At 72.3% G+C, this 17,095-nt stretch carries 14 protein-coding genes; 12 read left to right on the top strand and 2 right to left on the bottom strand.

The window, feature by feature from the left end; genetic code table 11:
• Positions 1-4: 4 nt before the first annotated feature.
• The gene (gene hppD, locus AB0J80_RS28835) at positions 5-1,210 is read right to left on the bottom strand and encodes a 4-hydroxyphenylpyruvate dioxygenase (RefSeq protein WP_364710991.1); all 1,206 of its coding nucleotides are present in this window, start codon (positions 1,208-1,210) and stop codon (positions 5-7) included.
• Between the two features lie 363 nt (positions 1,211-1,573).
• On the opposite strand from hppD, the gene AB0J80_RS28830 reads away from it, so the two are divergent.
• The 6 genes from AB0J80_RS28830 to AB0J80_RS28805 are packed head-to-tail and all read left to right on the top strand — an operon-like array spanning position 1,574 to position 8,333.
• Positions 1,574-2,383 carry a GntR family transcriptional regulator gene (locus tag AB0J80_RS28830; RefSeq protein WP_364710989.1) on the top strand — a complete coding sequence of 270 codons (810 nt, stop codon included), beginning with the start codon at positions 1,574-1,576 and terminating at the stop codon, positions 2,381-2,383.
• Positions 2,371-2,598: a ferredoxin family protein gene (locus tag AB0J80_RS28825; RefSeq protein WP_364710987.1), complete on the top strand. Its 228-nt coding sequence runs from the start codon at positions 2,371-2,373 to the stop codon at positions 2,596-2,598. Before AB0J80_RS28830 ends, AB0J80_RS28825 begins: the two co-directional genes overlap by 13 nt.
• An 8-nt stretch (positions 2,599-2,606) precedes the next feature.
• Positions 2,607-4,025 (top strand): ABC transporter substrate-binding protein, encoded by a 1,419-nt coding sequence (locus AB0J80_RS28820; RefSeq protein WP_364710984.1) that lies wholly within the window; start codon positions 2,607-2,609, stop codon positions 4,023-4,025.
• On the top strand, positions 4,022-4,876 hold the full coding sequence (locus tag AB0J80_RS28815; protein WP_364710981.1) for an ABC transporter permease: 855 nt from the start codon (positions 4,022-4,024) through the stop codon (positions 4,874-4,876). Before AB0J80_RS28820 ends, AB0J80_RS28815 begins: the two co-directional genes overlap by 4 nt.
• The gene (locus AB0J80_RS28810; RefSeq protein WP_364710978.1) at positions 4,873-5,640 is read left to right on the top strand and encodes an ABC transporter ATP-binding protein; all 768 of its coding nucleotides are present in this window, start codon (positions 4,873-4,875) and stop codon (positions 5,638-5,640) included. Before AB0J80_RS28815 ends, AB0J80_RS28810 begins: the two co-directional genes overlap by 4 nt.
• Entirely contained in the window at positions 5,634-8,333 is a 2,700-nt protein-coding gene (locus AB0J80_RS28805) for a fumarate reductase/succinate dehydrogenase flavoprotein subunit (RefSeq protein ID WP_364710976.1), read from the top strand. The genes AB0J80_RS28810 and AB0J80_RS28805 overlap by 7 nt, the downstream gene beginning before the upstream one ends.
• Positions 8,334-8,336: 3 nt before the next feature.
• On the opposite strand, the gene AB0J80_RS28800 is transcribed toward AB0J80_RS28805, so the two are convergent.
• On the bottom strand, positions 8,337-9,428 hold the full coding sequence (locus tag AB0J80_RS28800; RefSeq protein ID WP_364710974.1) for a hypothetical protein: 1,092 nt from the start codon (positions 9,426-9,428) through the stop codon (positions 8,337-8,339).
• Between the two features lie 156 nt (positions 9,429-9,584).
• On the opposite strand from AB0J80_RS28800, the gene AB0J80_RS28795 reads away from it, so the two are divergent.
• The 6 genes from AB0J80_RS28795 (at position 9,585) to AB0J80_RS28770 (ending at position 16,808) form a co-directional block, all read left to right on the top strand.
• Positions 9,585-10,028 carry a hypothetical protein gene (locus AB0J80_RS28795; RefSeq protein WP_364710972.1) on the top strand — a complete coding sequence of 148 codons (444 nt, stop codon included), beginning with the start codon at positions 9,585-9,587 and terminating at the stop codon, positions 10,026-10,028.
• The gene (locus tag AB0J80_RS28790) at positions 10,025-10,351 is read left to right on the top strand and encodes a transcriptional regulator (RefSeq protein ID WP_364710970.1); all 327 of its coding nucleotides are present in this window, start codon (positions 10,025-10,027) and stop codon (positions 10,349-10,351) included. The genes AB0J80_RS28795 and AB0J80_RS28790 overlap by 4 nt, the downstream gene beginning before the upstream one ends.
• A gap of 47 nt (positions 10,352-10,398) precedes the next feature.
• A complete protein-coding gene (gene pnuC, locus AB0J80_RS28785; protein WP_364710968.1) occupies positions 10,399-11,022 on the top strand; it encodes a nicotinamide riboside transporter PnuC in 624 nt (207 codons plus the stop codon).
• Complete coding sequence (locus tag AB0J80_RS28780; RefSeq protein WP_364710965.1) at positions 11,019-12,074, top strand: AAA family ATPase; 1,056 nt, start codon at positions 11,019-11,021, stop codon at positions 12,072-12,074. Before pnuC ends, AB0J80_RS28780 begins: the two co-directional genes overlap by 4 nt.
• Positions 12,075-12,099: 25 nt before the next feature.
• Complete coding sequence (locus AB0J80_RS28775; protein WP_364710963.1) at positions 12,100-13,908, top strand: S9 family peptidase; 1,809 nt, start codon at positions 12,100-12,102, stop codon at positions 13,906-13,908.
• A gap of 95 nt (positions 13,909-14,003) precedes the next feature.
• Complete coding sequence (locus AB0J80_RS28770) at positions 14,004-16,808, top strand: TIM-barrel domain-containing protein (RefSeq protein WP_364710961.1); 2,805 nt, start codon at positions 14,004-14,006, stop codon at positions 16,806-16,808.
• Positions 16,809-17,095: the final 287 nt, after the last annotated feature.

Genomic DNA, 17,095 nt, shown 5'->3' with positions numbered 1-17,095 from the left:
TCCGTCAGAAGTTGCCGCGGCGCTCCTGCTCGCGCTCGATGGCCTCGAAGAGGGCCTTGAAGTTGCCCTTGCCGAAGCCGAGCGAGCCGTGCCGCTCGATGAGCTCGAAGAACACGGTAGGCCGGTCGCCGATCGGCTTGGTGAAGATCTGCAGCAGGTACCCGTCCTCGTCGCGGTCGACCAGGATGCCGCGCTTCTGCAGCTCCTCGATCGGCACCCGGACCTCACCGATGCGCGCCCGCAGCTCGGGGTCCTCGTAGTACGAGTCGGGGGTGCTGAGGAACTCGATGCCCTCGTCGCGCAGGACGTCGACCGTGCGCAGGATGTCGTTGGTGGCGAGGGCGAGGTGCTGGGCGCCCGGCCCGCGGTAGAACTCCAGGTACTCGTCGATCTGCGACTTCTTCTTGCCGAGCGCCGGCTCGTTGAGCGGGAACTTGACCCGGTGGTTGCCGGACGCCACCACCTTGGACATCAGCGCGGAGTAGTCGGTGGCGATGTCGTCGCCGATGAACTCGGCCATGTTCGTGAAGCCCATGACCCGGTTGTAGAAGCCGACCCACTCGTCCATCTCGCCGAGGCCGACGTTGCCGACGACGTGGTCGAGGGCCTGGAAGACCCGCTTCGGCGCGCCGTCGCGCTTGCGGAACGTCGAGGTGCGCGCGACGTAGCCCGGCAGGTAGGGCCCGGAGTACGTGCGGCGGCTCACCAGCGTGTGCCGGGTCTCGCCGTACGCGGCGATCGCGGCCATCCGGACCGTGCCGTGCTCGTCGGCGACGTCGTGCGGCTCCACCAGGACCTTGGCGCCCTGCGCCCGGGCGTGCTCGATGCACTTGTCGACGTCGGGCACCTCGAGGGCGATGTCGGTGATGCCGTCGCCGTGCCGGGCGTGGTGGGCGATGACCGGACTGTCCGGGTGCACGCCGCCCTGCACCACGAACCGGACCGCGCCGCTCTTGAGCACGTACGACATGTGGTCGCGGTTGCCGGTCTCCGGGCCGGAGTACGCCACCAGCTCCATGCCGAAGGCGGACTGGAAGAAGTGCGCGGTCTGCGTGGCGTTCCCGACCGCCCAGACGACCGCGTCCCAGCCCGTCACCGGGAACGGGTCGGCGGTGGAGTCGTACTCCACCAGGCCGACGAGCTGCTTGAGGGTGTCGAGGTCGAGCTCCGCGAGCCGTTCCTCGTCGGTGAGCGTGTCATGGACGGACATGGGCTTCTCCCCCTCCGCTGGGCCGGGCTGCGGACTCCACCTTGGCGAACCGAAGTGTGCTGCACAACACGTCCAGTCTGAAGCGAGCAGTCTGCGCAGAGTTGCCGTGCCAGGCCAGCATTTGTTGAGCAATCTGCCCAGTAATCGCGATGTGCGCCGGACTGCCGCGGGCGCGGACCCCTCGGAGGCCCCGGTTCCAGGATGCGGACATGTTGCCGGCGCAACCATTCGCCCGGGACGTGTTTGCGCAGCTCACGGCCGTACGGGTGGCCGGAGGAGGTGGCGCAGGCCGCCGGTACTTCCACTTCTCCTATTAGTTTCATAGGTTTCGGCGGAGCCGTTGACCGCAGAGGGGGGTGGCAGATGACGCAGCCGCAGCGGACGGCCGCGACGACGCTGGTCGAGGCGCGGCGGCGGCGCGCCGACCAGGCCCGGCGGGTCGCCGACGTGCTGCGCCACCAGGTGCTGGCCGGAGCCTTCCCGGGCGGGCAGCTGCCGGGCGAGGCGCACCTCTGCCACGACTTCGCGGTCTCCCGCAACACGGTCCGCGAGGCGCTCGGGCTGCTCGCCGCCGAGGGCCTGGTGGAGCGCCTGCCGGGAGTGGGCACGACGGTGGTCACCGCGAAGTACGCCCACGGCCTGCACCGGCTGGCGGGCCTGGCGGAGACCCTGCACGAGCATGGCGAGGTCACCAACGAGGTCCGCACCCTGACGGTCGTCCGGCCGCCCGCGATGGTGGCGCAGCGCCTCCAGCTGCCCGAGGACGAGCCGGTCGTCTACCTGGAACGCGTACGCCGGATCGACGGCGTACCCGTGTCGCTGGACCTGACCTACCTCCCGCACGACATCGGCGCCCCGCTGATGGCCGAGGACCTGGCGCACCGCGACGTCTTCGCCCTGATCGAACAGCTCACCGGCCGGCCGCTGGGCACGGCCGACATCAGCGTGGAGGCGGTCAACGCCGACCCGCACTCCGCCGCCCTGCTCGCCGTGGCGGACGGCGCCGCGCTGCTCATGGTCGAGCGGCTCAGCCACCTCGACGACGGCCGCCCGGTCGACCTCGAGTGGATCCGGTTCCGCGGCGACCGCCTGACCTTCCAGACCCAGCTGCGGCGGGTCCGGCCCGACATCGTCCCGCAGGACACCCGAAGGAGAAGCGCATGGCCCTGGTGAACCAGCGGGTCGACGTGCCCGTGACCATCGACGAGAGCCTCTGCATCGACGGCTGCACCCTGTGCGTCGACATGTGCCCGCTGGACTCCCTGGCGATCGACCCGGAGAGCAACAAGGCGTACATGCACGTCGACGAGTGCTGGTACTGCGGGCCGTGCGCCGCCCGGTGTCCCACCGGTGCCGTGACCGTCAACATGCCGTTCCTGATCAGGTGAGGTTCCCGATGAAGTCCCGTCGCATCGCCCGTCTCGCGGCCACGCTGGCGGTCGTCACCGCCGCTGCCGGCTGCACCGTCGCCGGCCAGGCCGCCGAGGCGGGCAGCGAGCCCGTCGTCGTCGGCTACCAGTCCAAGACCATCAACACCGTCACCGCCGGCACGCTGCTGCGCGCCCAGGGCTTCTTCGAGAGACGGCTCGCGGAGCTGGGCGGGCGGACCGGCAAGAAGTACGCCGTCACGTGGCAGGACTACGACACCGGCGCCCCGATCACCGCGCAGATGATGGCCGGCAAGATCGACATCGGCTCGATGGGCGACTACCCACTGCTGATCAACGGCGCCCGGGGGCAGCAGTCGGAGCAGACGCGGACCAAGATGGTCGCCGTCACGGGCTACAACCTGCACGGTGCCCTCAACACCGTCGTCGTCGCGCCGAAGTCGCCGATCCGCTCGCTGGCCGACCTGCGCGGCAAGGTCGTCTCCACCAGCTCCGGCTCCGCCGCGCACGGCACGCTGGTGCAGGCGCTGCGCAGGTCCGGCCTGGACCCCGAGCGGGACGTCAAGATCGAGAACCAGCAGCCGCCGGTGGGCGCCTCGGCCCTGCAGTCCGGCAACGTCGACGCGCTCTCCCAGTTCGTCGCCTGGCCCGGCCTGCTGGTCCATCGCGAACAGGCCACCGTGCTCTACGACGGCGGCGAGCTGAATGTGCCGACCCTGCACGGCACGGTGGTCCGCGAGCAGTACGCCGGCGCCCACCCGGACGTCGTGAAGGCCTTCCTGCAGGCCCAGCTCGACGCCAGCAGGTTCCTCTGGCAGCAGCCCGTCCAGGCCGCCGAGATCGTCGCCAAGGAGACCGGGCTGCCGGCCGAGGTCGTCTACCTCTACAACGGCGCCAACGGCATCGCCACCTTCGACCTGACGCTCAAGCCCTCGCTGCGGCAGGCCCTCGAGCGCGACGTGCCGTTCCTGACCTCGATCGGCGTGCTCCAGCACATCGACCTCAACGCCTTCGTCGACGACAGCTACCTCAAGCAGGTGTACGGCTCCGGCTACCCGGCCGACGAGGCGAGCACCGCCAACAAGGCGGCGCTGGGCGGCACCGACGCCGTCTGCCACAAGGCCGTACGCGACCCGGCGACCGCGAGCGAGCTGTGGCTGGCCGGCGAGAAGACCACCCAGGCCGCCGCGGACCCGGGCTGCCTGCTGCGCGCTGTCAAGGCCGCCCGCGCCGCGGGCAAGCAGATCCGCGCCGCGTACGTCCCGGACGCCGGCACCGGCACCCGCTGGTTCGCCGACAAGACGGCATGGGTACGCGACGGCGCCCAGTTCCTGCCCTTCGTGACCACCGCGGCCGCTCAGCGGTACGCGTCGGCGCACACCGGCAGCGCGGTGCTGTCGTACGAGCAGGCGGTCAGCGCCGCATGACCGCCGTGTCCACCGTCGCCGAACCCCTCGCCCCGGCGAGGCCGGCCACTGCCCTGCCCCCGGTCCGGCGGCGCGTGACCGGCCTGCGCTGGGCGGTACGCCTCGCCTCCCTCGTGGCCGCTCTGCTGATCTGGCAGTGGCTCACCGTCACCGACGCCACCCCGTGGGTCCGGTTCGACCGGCTGCCCACGCCGGTCGAGGTCGCCGCCCAGTTCGGGCGCCTGCTCCAGGACCCGGTGTACTACCAGGACATCGCGCAGAGCCTGGTCCGGATCCTCACCGGGTTCGCGCTCGCCGCGCTGGCCGGCATCGCCGCCGGCATCGCGGTCGCCCGCTCGTGGCTGCTGTCCGACCTGCTGCAACCGCTGTTCGAGGTGGTCCGGCCCATCCCGGCCATCGCGCTGGTGCCGGTCGCCATCCTGCTGTTCCCGCGCAACGAGCAGGGCATCGTCTTCATCACCTTCACCGCGGCGTTCTTCCCGATCCTCGTCAGCACCCGGCACGCCGTCCGCGCGCTCCCGACGGTCTGGGAGGACGCCGTCCGCACCATGGGCGGCGGGCGGTGGCGGGTGCTCACCAGCGTGGTGCTGCCCGGGGCGCTGCCGGGCGTGTTCGGCGGGCTGTCCGTCGGCATGGGCGTGTCCTGGATCTGCGTCATCTCCGCCGAGATGATCTCCGGGGACTTCGGCGTCGGCTACCGGACGTGGCACGCGTACACCATCGTGGACTATCCGGCCGTGCTCGTCGGCATGATTACCATCGGGGTGCTCGGCTGGGGTACCGCGGCGGCGGTGGAGCTGCTGGGCCGGCGCGTCACCCGCTGGCTGCCCGCCCGCGGCGGTGCGCGATGAGCGCCCGCACCGGCCTCGCGCTGCGCGTCGACGGCGTCAGCCTCGGCCACGGCGGCGAACCCGTGGTCCGCGACCTGAGCCTCGACGTCCACCCGGGCGAGGTGCTGGTCGTCGTCGGCGCCTCCGGCTGCGGCAAGTCCACGCTGCTGCGCAGCCTCGCCGGCCTGTTGCCGGTCTGCGCCGGGACGCTCAGCGCGGACGGCGCCACGGTCACCGGCCCCTCGCCCGACCGCGCCCTCGTCTTCCAGGACGACGCGCTGCTCCCCTGGCGTACGGCCCGGCGCAACGTCGAGCTGCCCCTCGCGATCCGGAAGGTGGCCCGGGCGCGGCGCCGCGCCCGCGCCGAACACTGGCTGGCGCAGGTCGGCCTCGACGGTCAGGGACACCGCCTGCCCGCCCAGCTCTCCGGCGGCATGCGGCAGCGCGTGCAGCTGGCCCGTACCCTCGCCGGCGAGCCCCGCGCCATCCTCATGGACGAGCCGTTCGGCGCGCTGGACGCGCAGACCCGCGGCGCGATGCAGCGGCTGCTCGTGGACGTGCTGCGCACCACCCCGGCCACCGTCGTCTTCGTCACCCACGACGTCGACGAGGCGCTCTTCATCGGCGACCGGGTGGCCGTGCTCGGCGCCGAAGGCGTCCGCACCCTCGTCGACGTCCCGCACCCGCGCGACGCCGCCACCCGCGGCACCCCGCTGGTGCGTACCGCCCGCCGCGAGATCCTCACCGCCCTCGGCGCCCACGACGACAGGAGTGTCCCGTGCTGATCCCCTCGCTCACCGAACGCCGCGAGCTCGAGTGCGACGTCCTCGTGATCGGCGGCGGCACCGCAGGCACCATGGCCGCACTCTCCGCGGCCGAGCACGGCGCCCGCGTCCTGCTGCTGGAGAAGGCACACGTCCGGCACTCGGGGGCGCTGGCGATGGGCATGGACGGGGTCAACAACGCCGTCATCCCCGGCAAGGCCACGCCCGAGGACTACGTCCGCGAGATCACCCGGGCCAACGACGGCATCGTGAACCAGCGCACGGTCTACCAGACCGCGACCCGCGGCCACGCGATGGTGCAACGGCTCGAGGGTTACGGCGTCAAGTTCGAGAAAGACGAGTACGGCGACTACGCGGTGCGCCAGGTCCACCGCTCCGGCCGGTACGTGCTGCCGATGCCGGAGGGCCGGGATGTCAAGAAGGTGCTCTACCGGGTGCTGCGCCGCCGCGAGATGCGCGAGAAGATCCAGATCGAGAACCGGGTGATGCCGGTCCGGGTGCTCACCCACGAGGGCCGGGCCGTCGGCGCCGTCGGGTTCGACACCCGCAGCGGCGAGTTCGTCACCGTCGCCGCCCGCGCGGTGATCCTGGCGACCGGGGCGTGCGGCCGGCTCGGGCTGCCCGCCAGCGGATACCTCTACGGCACCTACGAGAACCCGACGAACGCCGGCGACGGCTATGCGATGGCGTACCACGCCGGTGCGGAGCTGTCCGGCATCGAGTGCTTCCAGATCAACCCGCTGATCAAGGACTACAACGGGCCGGCGTGCGCGTACGTGGCCAACCCGTTCGGCGGCTACCAGGTCAACAACCGCGGCGAGCGCTTCGTCGACTGTGACTACTGGTCCGGGCAGATGATGGCCGAGGTGGCCCGGGAGCTCGACTCCGACCGCGGCCCGATCTACCTCAAGGTGAGCCACCTGCCCGAGGAGACCATCGGCGCGCTGGAGGGCATCCTGCACAGCACGGAGCGCCCGACGCGAGGCACCTTCCACGCCGGGCGCGGACACGACTACCGCACCCACGACGTGGAGATGCACATCTCGGAGATCGGCCTCTGCGGCGGGCACTCCGCGTCGGGTGTGTGGGTGGACGAGAACGGCGCCACCACCGTCCCCGGCCTCTACGCCGCCGGCGATCTGGCCTGCGTACCGCACAACTACATGATCGGCGCGTTCGTCTTCGGCGACCTGGCCGGCACGCACGCCGCCGGCCTGCCGCCCGTCGCGCCCGCCCCCCTCCCGGTCGACCAGGTCGCCGCGGCGCACGAACTGATCTACGGCCCGCTGACCCGGCCGGAAGGGCCGCCGCAGCCGCAGGTCGAGTACAAGCTGCGCCGGTTCGTCAACGACTACGTGGCGCCCCCGAAGTCGGCGGCCAAGCTGGAGATCGCCGTCGAGACGTTCCAGCGGATGGCCGCCGAGATCGCGGGCATGGGCGCGCGCACCCCGCACGAGCTGATGCGCTGCGCCGAGGTGACGTTCATCCGCGACTGCGCCGAGATGGCCGCGCGGGCGTCCCTGGTCCGTACGGAGAGCCGCTGGGGGCTCTACCACGACCGCACCGACCACCCGCAGCGTGACGACGCCGAATGGCTCTACCACCTCAACGTGCGCCGGCGCGCCGACGGCGAGATGGAGTTCGTGAAGCGGCCGGTCGCCGAGTACCTGGTGCCCGTGGAGGCCTTCGAGCCGCCCGCCGGCCCCGCCGAGACGCCGGTGGCCGAACCGCGCCACTTCGGCACCGTGTCGGGGCAGCGCAGCGGAGAGCGTACGGCCGCACAGGTGGCCGGCCCGGCCGCCGACCGCATCGTCGCGGTCCTCGCGCTGGCCGAGCAGCAGCCGGCGCTGCCCGCGTTCTCGGCGTTCCTCACCGACGAGGAGCCGGAGGTACGCCGTACCGCCGTGGCCACGCTGACCGAGGTGGCACCGGCCGGGGTGGCCGACGCGCTCGTGGACGCCCTCGCCGACGCCGACCCGTCCGTACGGGCCGCCGCCGCCTCGGGGCTGCGGGAACTGGCCGACGTGCTGCCCGCCGAGGAGCGCCTCGCCGACCGGCTGCGGACCGCGTACGGCAGCGTCGACCCGGCCGTCCGGCAGCTCGTCGTGGAACTGCTCCGGGTCACCGGTCTGGGCACCGCCGCCGACTTCCGGGCCGCGGCCGAGGACGTCGAGGTGACGGTACGCCTCCAGGCCGTCCGCGGGCTGGTGCGCCGCGACGACGTCGACGGGCTGGCCGCCGCTGCCACCGACCCGGCCCGCGAGATACGGGTGGCCGCCGCCCACGGTCTCGGCACGGTCGGCGACCCGCGGGGTGCCGCCGCCCTGCACCGGCTCACCGGCGACGGCGACGTTCTCGTCCGGGGTGCCGCGCTCCAGGCCGCGGCTGCGGTCGGCTGCCCCGGCCCGCTCGCTCAGGTCGCCCGGCAAGCACTGGCCGACCCGGCCTGGCAGGTCCGCGAGGGCGCCGCGAAGGCGCTCGCGGCCGCCGAGCCCGAGGCGGCCGTCCCGGCGCTGCTGCACGCGGCCGGCGACGAGAACCTGGACGTCCGCCGGGCCGCCGTCCGCTCCCTGGCCGGGTGGGCTCACCGCAACGACGTGGCGGCCACGCTGCGCGCCGCGGGTGCGGACCCGGACGCCGACGTGCGCGCCTACGCCCGCCGGGCCCTGGCCGCCGCCGTCACTGCGGTCTGACGGTCACCGCGACGGCGACCGGACCGCAGGAGGCGTGCGCGGCGGGGATGCCGCCACGGGCGACGACTTCCCGGACGTGGAGCGGGACCGGTCGTGCCACACCCCGGCGGCCGCCGCCACCGCGCTCACCGCCTCCCGCTTCCACGAGTTCTCGTACGTCTTGGTCAGCCCGGCGTCCGGCGCCACTCGCACGTTCCGCGCCGGCTGGTGGGTGGGCCAGCTGTCCGCTGCCCATTGCGCGGCGGGGACCTCGAGCATCGGGGCGCCGTTGTTGGGGTTCCTGCCGGGGACACCGCGGACCTGGCGGTACGCGTCGTAGAAGGCGTGGGCGGCCAGTTCGCCGGTGAGCGTGACCCGCCAGGTGCTGGCGGGATCCGCTTTCTCCGCGAGCCGGGAGCCGGGCCGGATGTCGCTCGGCAGGAACCGGCCCCGGGCGACGTCGTCGGATCGCACAACGGCGTTGCCCTCGGCCATGTCCTGCTGGGCCATGGCGAAGTACCGGTCGATCATGTTCTTCGCGGCAAGGCTCATGACCTGTTGACCCGCCCCGCCGGGCCGGGCGTGGAAGGCCCAGATGTCGATCTTCGGCATCGGGATCAGGGCGTCGTCGTTGTCCGGGTCGTACGGGTTGCCGCCCTGGTCCATCGCGGTGTAGAGCACGGCCTCGGGACGGTCGTCGACCATCGGGAACTTCAGATCGCCGTCGCGCAGCCCGGTCGCGCCGGGCGACGGCCGCACGGACAGGTCGGTGGTGACGTCGCCACTGCGGGCCTCGATCAGGTAGACGGCCATGTCCTTGACGGAGACCTGCCCGTGCGAGCGCATCTCGTACGCCCAGATGTCGCGCAGCGTCTGCCCGGTGTACGGCGTGCCCGGCGGCAACGCCCGGGCCAGGTCGTCGGTCCCGGCCATGAGGTCGCGCACGGCGAACCCGGCCTGCTCCGCCCTGATGGTGACCTCCGGCACCCGGGAGGGATCGGCGGCGTGCAGCCACAGGTCGCGGGGGCGGCCGGGCGAGGCCGCCGCCATCTCCCGGAGGCGGTCGAAGGCGTAGGACGGCAGGTCGTCGCCGACCCAGACAGTGGTCCCGGGCATGAAACCTCTTCTCGTCGGGTGATCGGACGCCGCGCCCTCGTGTGACGGCGCCGAGGGGCCGGCGGTTCACGGCGCGGCTGGCGCGGGTGGCCCGACTGTGCTACACATTCGGCAATAGCTTTCCACTTGGAAAGTACTATCCCCCCGGAGAGCGCCATGACGCAGTACAACGCCGACGAGGCCCGCGCCGCCCTCGCGGACATCGACTCCCGCACCCGCCAGGCCGTCGCCGCCGACGCACCCATCCAGTGGCCGGCCGTGCCCCTGGCCGCGCTCTGGCTCATCGCCATCGGCTTCTTCACCGACCGGCCGTCGGCTGTCGCCATGCCCCTGTTCCTCGGCGTGGCCGCCGTCTACGTCGCCGGCTCCTTCATCGTCGACCGGCGCCGCCGGGTCAAGTCCCGAGCCCGCCACTGGGGCGTCGTCCGCTGGGCCGCCCTGGTCGGCTCCGCGCTGCTCAGCGGTGCGGTGTGGTTCCTCACGTTCCAGGTCCTCGAGCCGCACACCTCGCTGCCGCACACCCTCGCCGGCGTCGCGACCGCCGTCTTCATGACCGTCGCCGCGGTGGTGCTCAACCGACGGCTGGGCCCCCGGGCGTGACACCGCAACCCGATCCCGCGCAGCCGGACCCCGTCCTGTCGACGACCACCCGGCTCTCCCTGGTCGCCTTCCTCGCCGCGACCACCGAAGCCGACTTCGCCAGCGTCCGCGACGCGGTGGGCCTGACCGACTCCAACCTGTCCAAGCACGCCACCGCCCTGGAGGCGGCCGGCTACATCTCCGTCCGCAAGGGATACGTCGGCCGCCGCCCGCGCACCTGGCTGGCCCTCACGCCGGCCGGCCGCACAGCCCTCAAGATCCACGTCGCGGCCCTCAACGCGATCCTCGCCCACACCGGCGAGGAGCTGGCACGCCCCACGTGAGGCCGTACCCGTTTGCCTGGGGAGGCGCCGCCCGGGATGCTGTCACCATGATCGACGGGCTGCTGACGACCGCCTTCACCGCCTTCGGGGCACCGACCACCTGGGCGGAGCTCCTCGGCTTCGCCACCGGGGTGGTCAACGTCTGGCTGCTGGTACGCCGGCACATCCTCAACTGGCCTGTCGGCATCCTCAACGTGGTGCTGCTGATGGTTGTCTTCTGGTCGGCCGGCCTCTACGCCGACGCCGGCCTGCAGATCGTCTACATCCTCCTGGGCCTGTACGGCTGGTGGGCCTGGCTCTCCGGCGGCGAGCGTCACGCGGGGCTCACGGTGCGGACCACGACCACCGGCGAGTGGACCGGGCTCGCCGTGGCCGGCGCGGTACTGACCGCCGCCCTCTGGCTCTTCCTGGACCGGCTCACCGGCTCCACCGTGCCGCTCGCCGACGCGGTCACCACCGCACTGTCGCTGCTCGCCACGTACGGCCAGACGCGCAAGCTGGTGGAGAGCTGGTGGCTGTGGATCGCCGCCGACCTCATCTACATCCCGCTGTACGGGTACAAGGAACTCTGGCTCACCGCCATCCTCTACGTGGCGTTCCTGACCCTGTGCGTGCTCGGCCTGCGCACCTGGCGTGCGGCACTGCCGGCGCCGGCGACAGTGCCCGCATGAGGTACACCCACGGCCTGGTGGTCGGCAAGTTCTACCCGCCGCACGCCGGCCACCACGCCCTCATCGACGCGGCCGCGAAGGCCTGCGACCGGGTCACCGTGGTGGTCGCACCCACGACCCGCGAGTCCCCACCACTCGAGCTGCGCCTGGCCTGGCTGCGGGCGGCGCACCCGCCCCACGTCCGGTTCGTCGGCACCTACGACGACCACCCGATCGACTACGCCGACCCGGCGGTGTGGGACCTGCACATGGCGGTGTTCCGCACGGCCGTCGCCACCGACCGCGTCGACGCGGTGTTCTCCGGCGAACCGTACGGCGCCGAGCTGGCCCGGCGCTTCGGGGCGGCGGCCGTCACCCTCCGGCGCGAGGAGCTGCCCGTCTCCGGCACGGCGGTCCGCGCCGACCCGGTCGCCCACTGGCCGCGGCTCGGCCCCGGCGTACGGTCCTGGCTGGCCCGGCGGGTCGTCGTGGTGGGCGCCGAGTCCACCGGGACGACGACGCTGGCCCGCGCTCTCGCCCGCCACTTCCGGCTGCGCGGCGGCGTGTGGGCGGACACGCGGTGGGTGCCCGAGTTCGGCCGCGAGCTCACCGAACGCAAGCTGGCGGCGCTCCGCGAGACCGACCCCGGCGCCCGGGTCGAGGACGTCACCTGGGACCGCGCCGACTTCGTGACGGTCGCCCGCGAGCAGAACGCGGCCGAGGACGAGGCGGCCCGCACGGGCTCACCCATCCTCTTCGGCGACACCGATGCCCTGGCGACCACCGTGTGGGAGGAGCGCTACCTGGGCAGCTGCTCGCCGGCCGTCCGCGCCCAGATCCGTGCCCCGCATCTCTACCTGCTGACCCACCACGAGTGCGTACCGTTCGTCGACGACGGGCTGCGCGACGGCGAGGACATCCGGCCGTGGATGACGCGGCGGTTCACCGAGGTGCTGGCGGCTCAGGGCGTACCCCATCGGGTCCTGACCGGGCCCTATCCCACCCGGCTGCGCGACGCCGTGGTCGCCTGCGACGCCCTGCTCGCGCGGGGTTGGTCCTGGACCTCGCATTGAGGGTTATCGACGCTACGCTGCGCTCATGCCGGACTATCCCGACTTCCAGCCGGATCTGAGGCTTCTTCCCACGCTGGCCGTATCGCCGGACGGCCGCCGGGTCGCCTACGTCGATGACGCGTCCGGCCAGTTCAACCTGACCGTCCGGTCGATCGATGGCGGAGAGCGGCACACGCTCACCTCGTACACCGACTCATCCGTGCGGCGCGTCGCCTGGCACCCCGCCGAAGGCCTCCTGGTCTTCACCGCGGACGCCCGGGGCGACGAGAGTACGCAGATCTACCAGGTGCCGGCGGCCGGTGGTGATCCCGTCGCCCTGACGGCCTCGCCCGGCGCGCAGTACGCCTTGGCGCAGGGCGACCCCTTCTCCCCCGACGGCAGCCACCTCGCGTACGCCGGCAACGACCGCGTGCCGCAGGACCAGGACGTTCTGGTGCGCGACATGGCCACCGGGGCCGTCCACCGGGTGTACTCGGGCGGCGGGCGAGTCGTCGCCGGCCACTGGTCTCCCGACGGCACCCGGTTGACGGCGGCCGAATGGCGGACGACCAACACCGACCACCTCGTATACGTCGTGCCGCTGGACGGTGGACCGGCGGTCCGGCTGACACCGGAGGACGAGTCGCACTCCTACCGGCTCGGACCGTGGCTGCCCGACGGTAGCGGTTTCCTCGTGCTGACGAATGCCGGCCGCGAGTTCGTCGGGCTGGCGGTGATGGACGCGACCTCCGGCGCGCTGTCCTGGCTCGACACGCCGGACTGGGACATCGAAGAGGTGACTTCGGCCCGGTCGGGGGCGGTCGTCGCATGGAACGTGCGCGTCGACGGATCCGCCCAGTTGCGCGCCCGTGACCTGTCAACCGGGAAAGACGTGGACGTGCCGATGCTGCCCGTGGGCGCCGGCAGCGGCCTGAGCCTCACACCGGACGGGCAGCAGGCGATCCTGCAGCTGTCCACCCCCACCCGCCCGTGGAACGTCGCAGCGATCGAGCTCGCTACCGGGTCCGTCCGGTGGCTGACGAACGCCAAGCCGGCACGCGCGAGCGCAGCGGACTTCGTCGAACCGAGCCTCGTTCGCTATCCCACCCGGGACGGCGCACAGGTGCCCGCGTTTCTCTACCGTCCGGCGGCGCTCGAGCGTCCCGCCGGCGTCCTGCTCTCCATTCACGGCGGCCCGAACTGGCAGGAAACCCCCGCGTACATGTACGACGGGTTCTACCAGTACCTGCTCGGCCACGGCATCGCCGTGCTCGCGCCGAACGTGCGCGGATCGACGGGGTACGGCAGGAGCTACCAGAGCCGGATCTTCCGCGACTGGGGCGGCGTCGACCTGGCCGACTTCGCCGACGCGGTCGCGTTCCTCCATCGCGAGCCCTGGGTGGACCGCAGCCGCATCGGCGTCTTCGGTACGTCGTACGGAGGCTTCGCCGCACTCTCCTGCCTGAGCCGGCTGCCGGAGCTGAACTGGGCCGCAGGTGTCGGCTTCTACGGTCCGAGCAACCTCGTCACCCTGGCCGAGGCCTCTCCCCCCACCTGGCGCACGTTGGTGGAGACCATGCTCGGTGACCCCGTCGCGGACGCCGGCGAACTGCTGGCCCGGTCGCCGATCACCTACGCCGAGCACATTCGGGCACCGTTGATGGTCATTCAGGGCAGGAACGATCCCCGCGTCCCGCCCGCCGAGAGCGAGCAGATCGTCGAACGCCTTCGCACCCACGGTGTCGAGGTCCGCTACGAGGTGTTCCCGGATGAGGGCCACGGATTCACCAAACGGGAGAATCAGGCGAAGGCCTTCTCGGCGGCTGGCGCATTCCTGCTGCGGCATCTCGGCTGACGGCAAGCCCGCCCGGCACCTCGAAGCATTGACTTCTGTTACGCATAGATGACAGCGTTGCCATCGAAAGATCTCATTCGCTACTGGGAGCGTCTGTGCGCGACTTCGATCGACGGAGGGTCGCCGCCGCGGCCTCTCTTCTTCTGGTGACGGGCGGCCTGGCCCTGATACCGCCCGCTTCTGCCCAAGCCTCCGCGGCACGACGGCAGACCGTCGTCTCCGGGAACGCCCGGTTCCAGGTTCTCTCGCCGACCCTGATCAGAACCGAGTACTCCCCCGGCGGCCGGTTCACCGACCAGGACACCTTCAACGTGATCGGCCGTGCGGACTTCGCGCCGGCGCGGTTCACCAAGCGGGTCTCGCAGGGCTGGCTGACCATCGACACCGGCGCCGCGACGCTGCGCTACCGGGTCGGTTCCGGGCCGTTCACCGCCGACAACCTCACCGTACGCCTGAAGGCGGGCCGGCAGACGGTGACCGCCGCGCCCTGGGCGGGTCTCGGCGCTCCCGACTGCGCGCCGGGTGCCCTGTGCGAGGCGGAGGCGCTCGCGCTGCACGGCCTGGGCACCGCGACCGATCATCGCGGCTACACCGGTCAGGGGTTCGCGGCCGGTTTCGAAGGTACGGGCAACGCGCTCACCTTCGCCGTCACTCCCGCCGCTGCGGGCGCCCAGGAGCTAACCGTCCGCTACGCCAACAGCACCGGCGGGGACGGGCAGAACGTCGCCCGTACGCTCACCGTCACGGTCGACGGTGTCGCGGCCGGGACGCTGAGCCTGCCGCCGACCGGGAACTGGGACACCTGGGCGCTCGCCTCCGTGCCGCTGGAGCTGAGCGCCGGGCGGCACGAGGTGAGCCTCGTGCGTACGGCGGGCGACTCCGGGAACGTGAACGTCGACAGTCTCGCGGTGCTCGCGCCGGGCGCCGGGTATCCCGCGCCCACGCCGCCCAGCCCGCAGCCGTGCGCGTTCGGCGCGGTCTGCGAGGCGGACACCGGCGCGCCGGCCGGGGGCGCACGGCTCGCCGACGACCACAACGGGTACTCGGGTGAGGGGTTCCTGGCCGGGCTTGAGCGTACCGGTGCGGGGGTCGCTCTCACCGTGACCGGCGTGCCGGCCGCGGGCGACTATCAGGTGCAGCTGCGCTACGCCAACGGCCAGGCGGGCAGCCAGCCGGTGCAGACCCGGACCATGTCGGTGACGGCGAACGACGCCGCGCCCGTCACGGCCACGCTGCCGCCGACCAGCGGATGGGACTACTGGCGTACGGCGTCGGTCGTGGTTCCCTTGCGGTCCGGGACGAACACGGTGACGCTCGGCTGCCCCACCGACCAGAGCTGCAACGTCAACGTGGACACGGTCGCCGTCGCCGCGAAGGGTGCACCGCTGCTCGCCCCGCACGCTCCGCTGGGCGGTTACCGGCGCGGCCTCGACGGCGTCAACGGCGGTGCGCGCACCAACGGCGGGCTGCTCTACCAGGACGGCTGGTCGCTGCTCGACGACTCGGCGTCCGCGCTCTACCGTCCGGCCACCGGTGCCGTGACGCAGCGTCCGGCCGCCGGGCAGGACGGCTATGTCTTCGCGTACGGGCAGGACTACCGGCGCGGCCTGCGGGAGCTGTCCACGCTGACCGGGCCGACGAAGCTGCTGCCCCGCTGGGCGTACGGCGTCTGGTACTCGGAGTACTACGACCGCACGGCGGCCGAGTTCGAGAGCATCGCGTCGCGCTTCAAGAGCGAGGGCGTGCCGCTGGACGTCATGGTGGTGGACACCGACTTCAAGGCGCCGGACAAGTGGAACGGCTGGGCCATCGACCCGACCCGCTTCCCCGACTGGAACGCGTTCGCCAAGCGGCTGCGCGCGCAGGGGGTGCGCACGGGCTTGAACATCCACCCGAGCATCCTCGGCTCCGACCCGAAGTTCGCGCAGGCGCAGGAGATCGCCAAGGGCAAGCTGCAGCGGACCGGCTGCAACGGTGGCCCGGACTGCTTCGTGTTCGACTTCGGCGACCCGGACCAGCTGAAGGCGTACTTCTGGCTGCACGAGGCGATGGGCGCGAAGAACCTCGACTTCTGGTGGCTGGACTGGTGCTGCGACGCCGCCCGCTCCACCCTGGCCGGGGTCACCCCGGACGCCTGGATCAACCAGAAGTACGCCGACGAGACGGGCTTCGCCTTCTCCCGGGCCTACGGGTCGTTGCAGGCCGGCGGCTACAGCAACCCGGGCGCGGTGCCGACCGGGCCGTGGGCCGACAAGCGCAGCACCCTGCACTTCACCGGCGACGCGATCTCGAACTGGGAGACGCTGCGCTTCGAGGTCGGCTACACGCCGGGCGAGTCGGCGGCCACCGGTCTGGCTGCGATCAGCCACGACATCGGCGGGCACACCTTCGGACTGCAGGAGCCGGGCAGCGAGCCGGGCAGCACCAAGCTCCCTGACGACCTGTACGCCCGGTGGGTGCAGATGGGCACGTTCCAGCCGATCGACCGCCTGCACTCCAACCACAGCGACCGCCTGCCCTGGCAGTACGGCGCGGCCGCGAACGCTTCGGCGAAGAAGTTCCTCAACCTGCGCAAGAAGCTGCTGCCCTACACGTACGCGGCAGCTGCGGCGGCCACCCGCACGGGCACCCCGATCGTCCGGGCGATGTACCTGGCGTACCCGGGTGAGCAGGAGGCGTACGCGACGGCCGGCAGCCAGTACCTGTACGGCCCCGACCTGCTGGTGGCGCCGGTGACGACGCCGGGCGCGACCGCGTCCACCACGGTGTGGTTCCCCCCGGGCAGCACCTGGACGGACTACTTCACCGGCAAGCGGTACGCGGGCGGCACCACCGCCTCGGTCATCACGACGCTGGACACGATGCCGGTGTTCGTCCGTTCCGGAGCGGCGCGGCCGTAAGCGGTACGACGGGGGGCGCCGGGCAGGTCCACTGCCCGGCGCCCCTTCTGCGGTGATCCAGATGTGCGCTTGAGCTGGGGTTGAGCCTGCGTCGGCATGCTTCTCCGGGTAAGCGCACAACGGGGAAGGATCACTGTGATGAAGGCTTCGACCTCGAAGGGTCTGCGGCGTTGGACGACGCTGCTGGGCACGGCCGCCGCCGCGGGTGTGGCCGCCACGATGGGCCTGGCCGCGCCCGCCATGGCCGCCGAGGCCGTGACCGTCGGCGCCGGCAGTGACCTGACCGG

The organism is Actinoplanes sp. NPDC049548 (assembly GCF_040676695.1).
Classification (GTDB): domain Bacteria; phylum Actinomycetota; class Actinomycetes; order Mycobacteriales; family Micromonosporaceae; genus Actinoplanes.
This window is presented reverse-complemented; position numbering and strand designations above follow the sequence as displayed.

What these genes read in the sequence shown, in the direction of transcription:
- hppD (WP_364710991.1), bottom strand. Translation starts at nt 1,210, where the DNA reads ATGTCCGTCCATGACACGCTCACCGACGAGGAACGGCTCGCGGAGCTC.
- AB0J80_RS28830 (WP_364710989.1), top strand. Translation starts at nt 1,574, where the DNA reads ATGACGCAGCCGCAGCGGACGGCCGCGACGACGCTGGTCGAGGCGCGG.
- AB0J80_RS28825 (WP_364710987.1), top strand. Translation starts at nt 2,371, where the DNA reads ATGGCCCTGGTGAACCAGCGGGTCGACGTGCCCGTGACCATCGACGAG.
- AB0J80_RS28820 (WP_364710984.1), top strand. Translation starts at nt 2,607, where the DNA reads ATGAAGTCCCGTCGCATCGCCCGTCTCGCGGCCACGCTGGCGGTCGTC.
- AB0J80_RS28815 (WP_364710981.1), top strand. Translation starts at nt 4,022, where the DNA reads ATGACCGCCGTGTCCACCGTCGCCGAACCCCTCGCCCCGGCGAGGCCG.
- AB0J80_RS28810 (WP_364710978.1), top strand. Translation starts at nt 4,873, where the DNA reads ATGAGCGCCCGCACCGGCCTCGCGCTGCGCGTCGACGGCGTCAGCCTC.
- AB0J80_RS28800 (WP_364710974.1), bottom strand. Translation starts at nt 9,428, where the DNA reads ATGCCCGGGACCACTGTCTGGGTCGGCGACGACCTGCCGTCCTACGCC.
- AB0J80_RS28795 (WP_364710972.1), top strand. Translation starts at nt 9,585, where the DNA reads ATGACGCAGTACAACGCCGACGAGGCCCGCGCCGCCCTCGCGGACATC.
- pnuC (WP_364710968.1), top strand. Translation starts at nt 10,399, where the DNA reads ATGATCGACGGGCTGCTGACGACCGCCTTCACCGCCTTCGGGGCACCG.
- AB0J80_RS28780 (WP_364710965.1), top strand. Translation starts at nt 11,019, where the DNA reads ATGAGGTACACCCACGGCCTGGTGGTCGGCAAGTTCTACCCGCCGCAC.
- AB0J80_RS28775 (WP_364710963.1), top strand. Translation starts at nt 12,100, where the DNA reads ATGCCGGACTATCCCGACTTCCAGCCGGATCTGAGGCTTCTTCCCACG.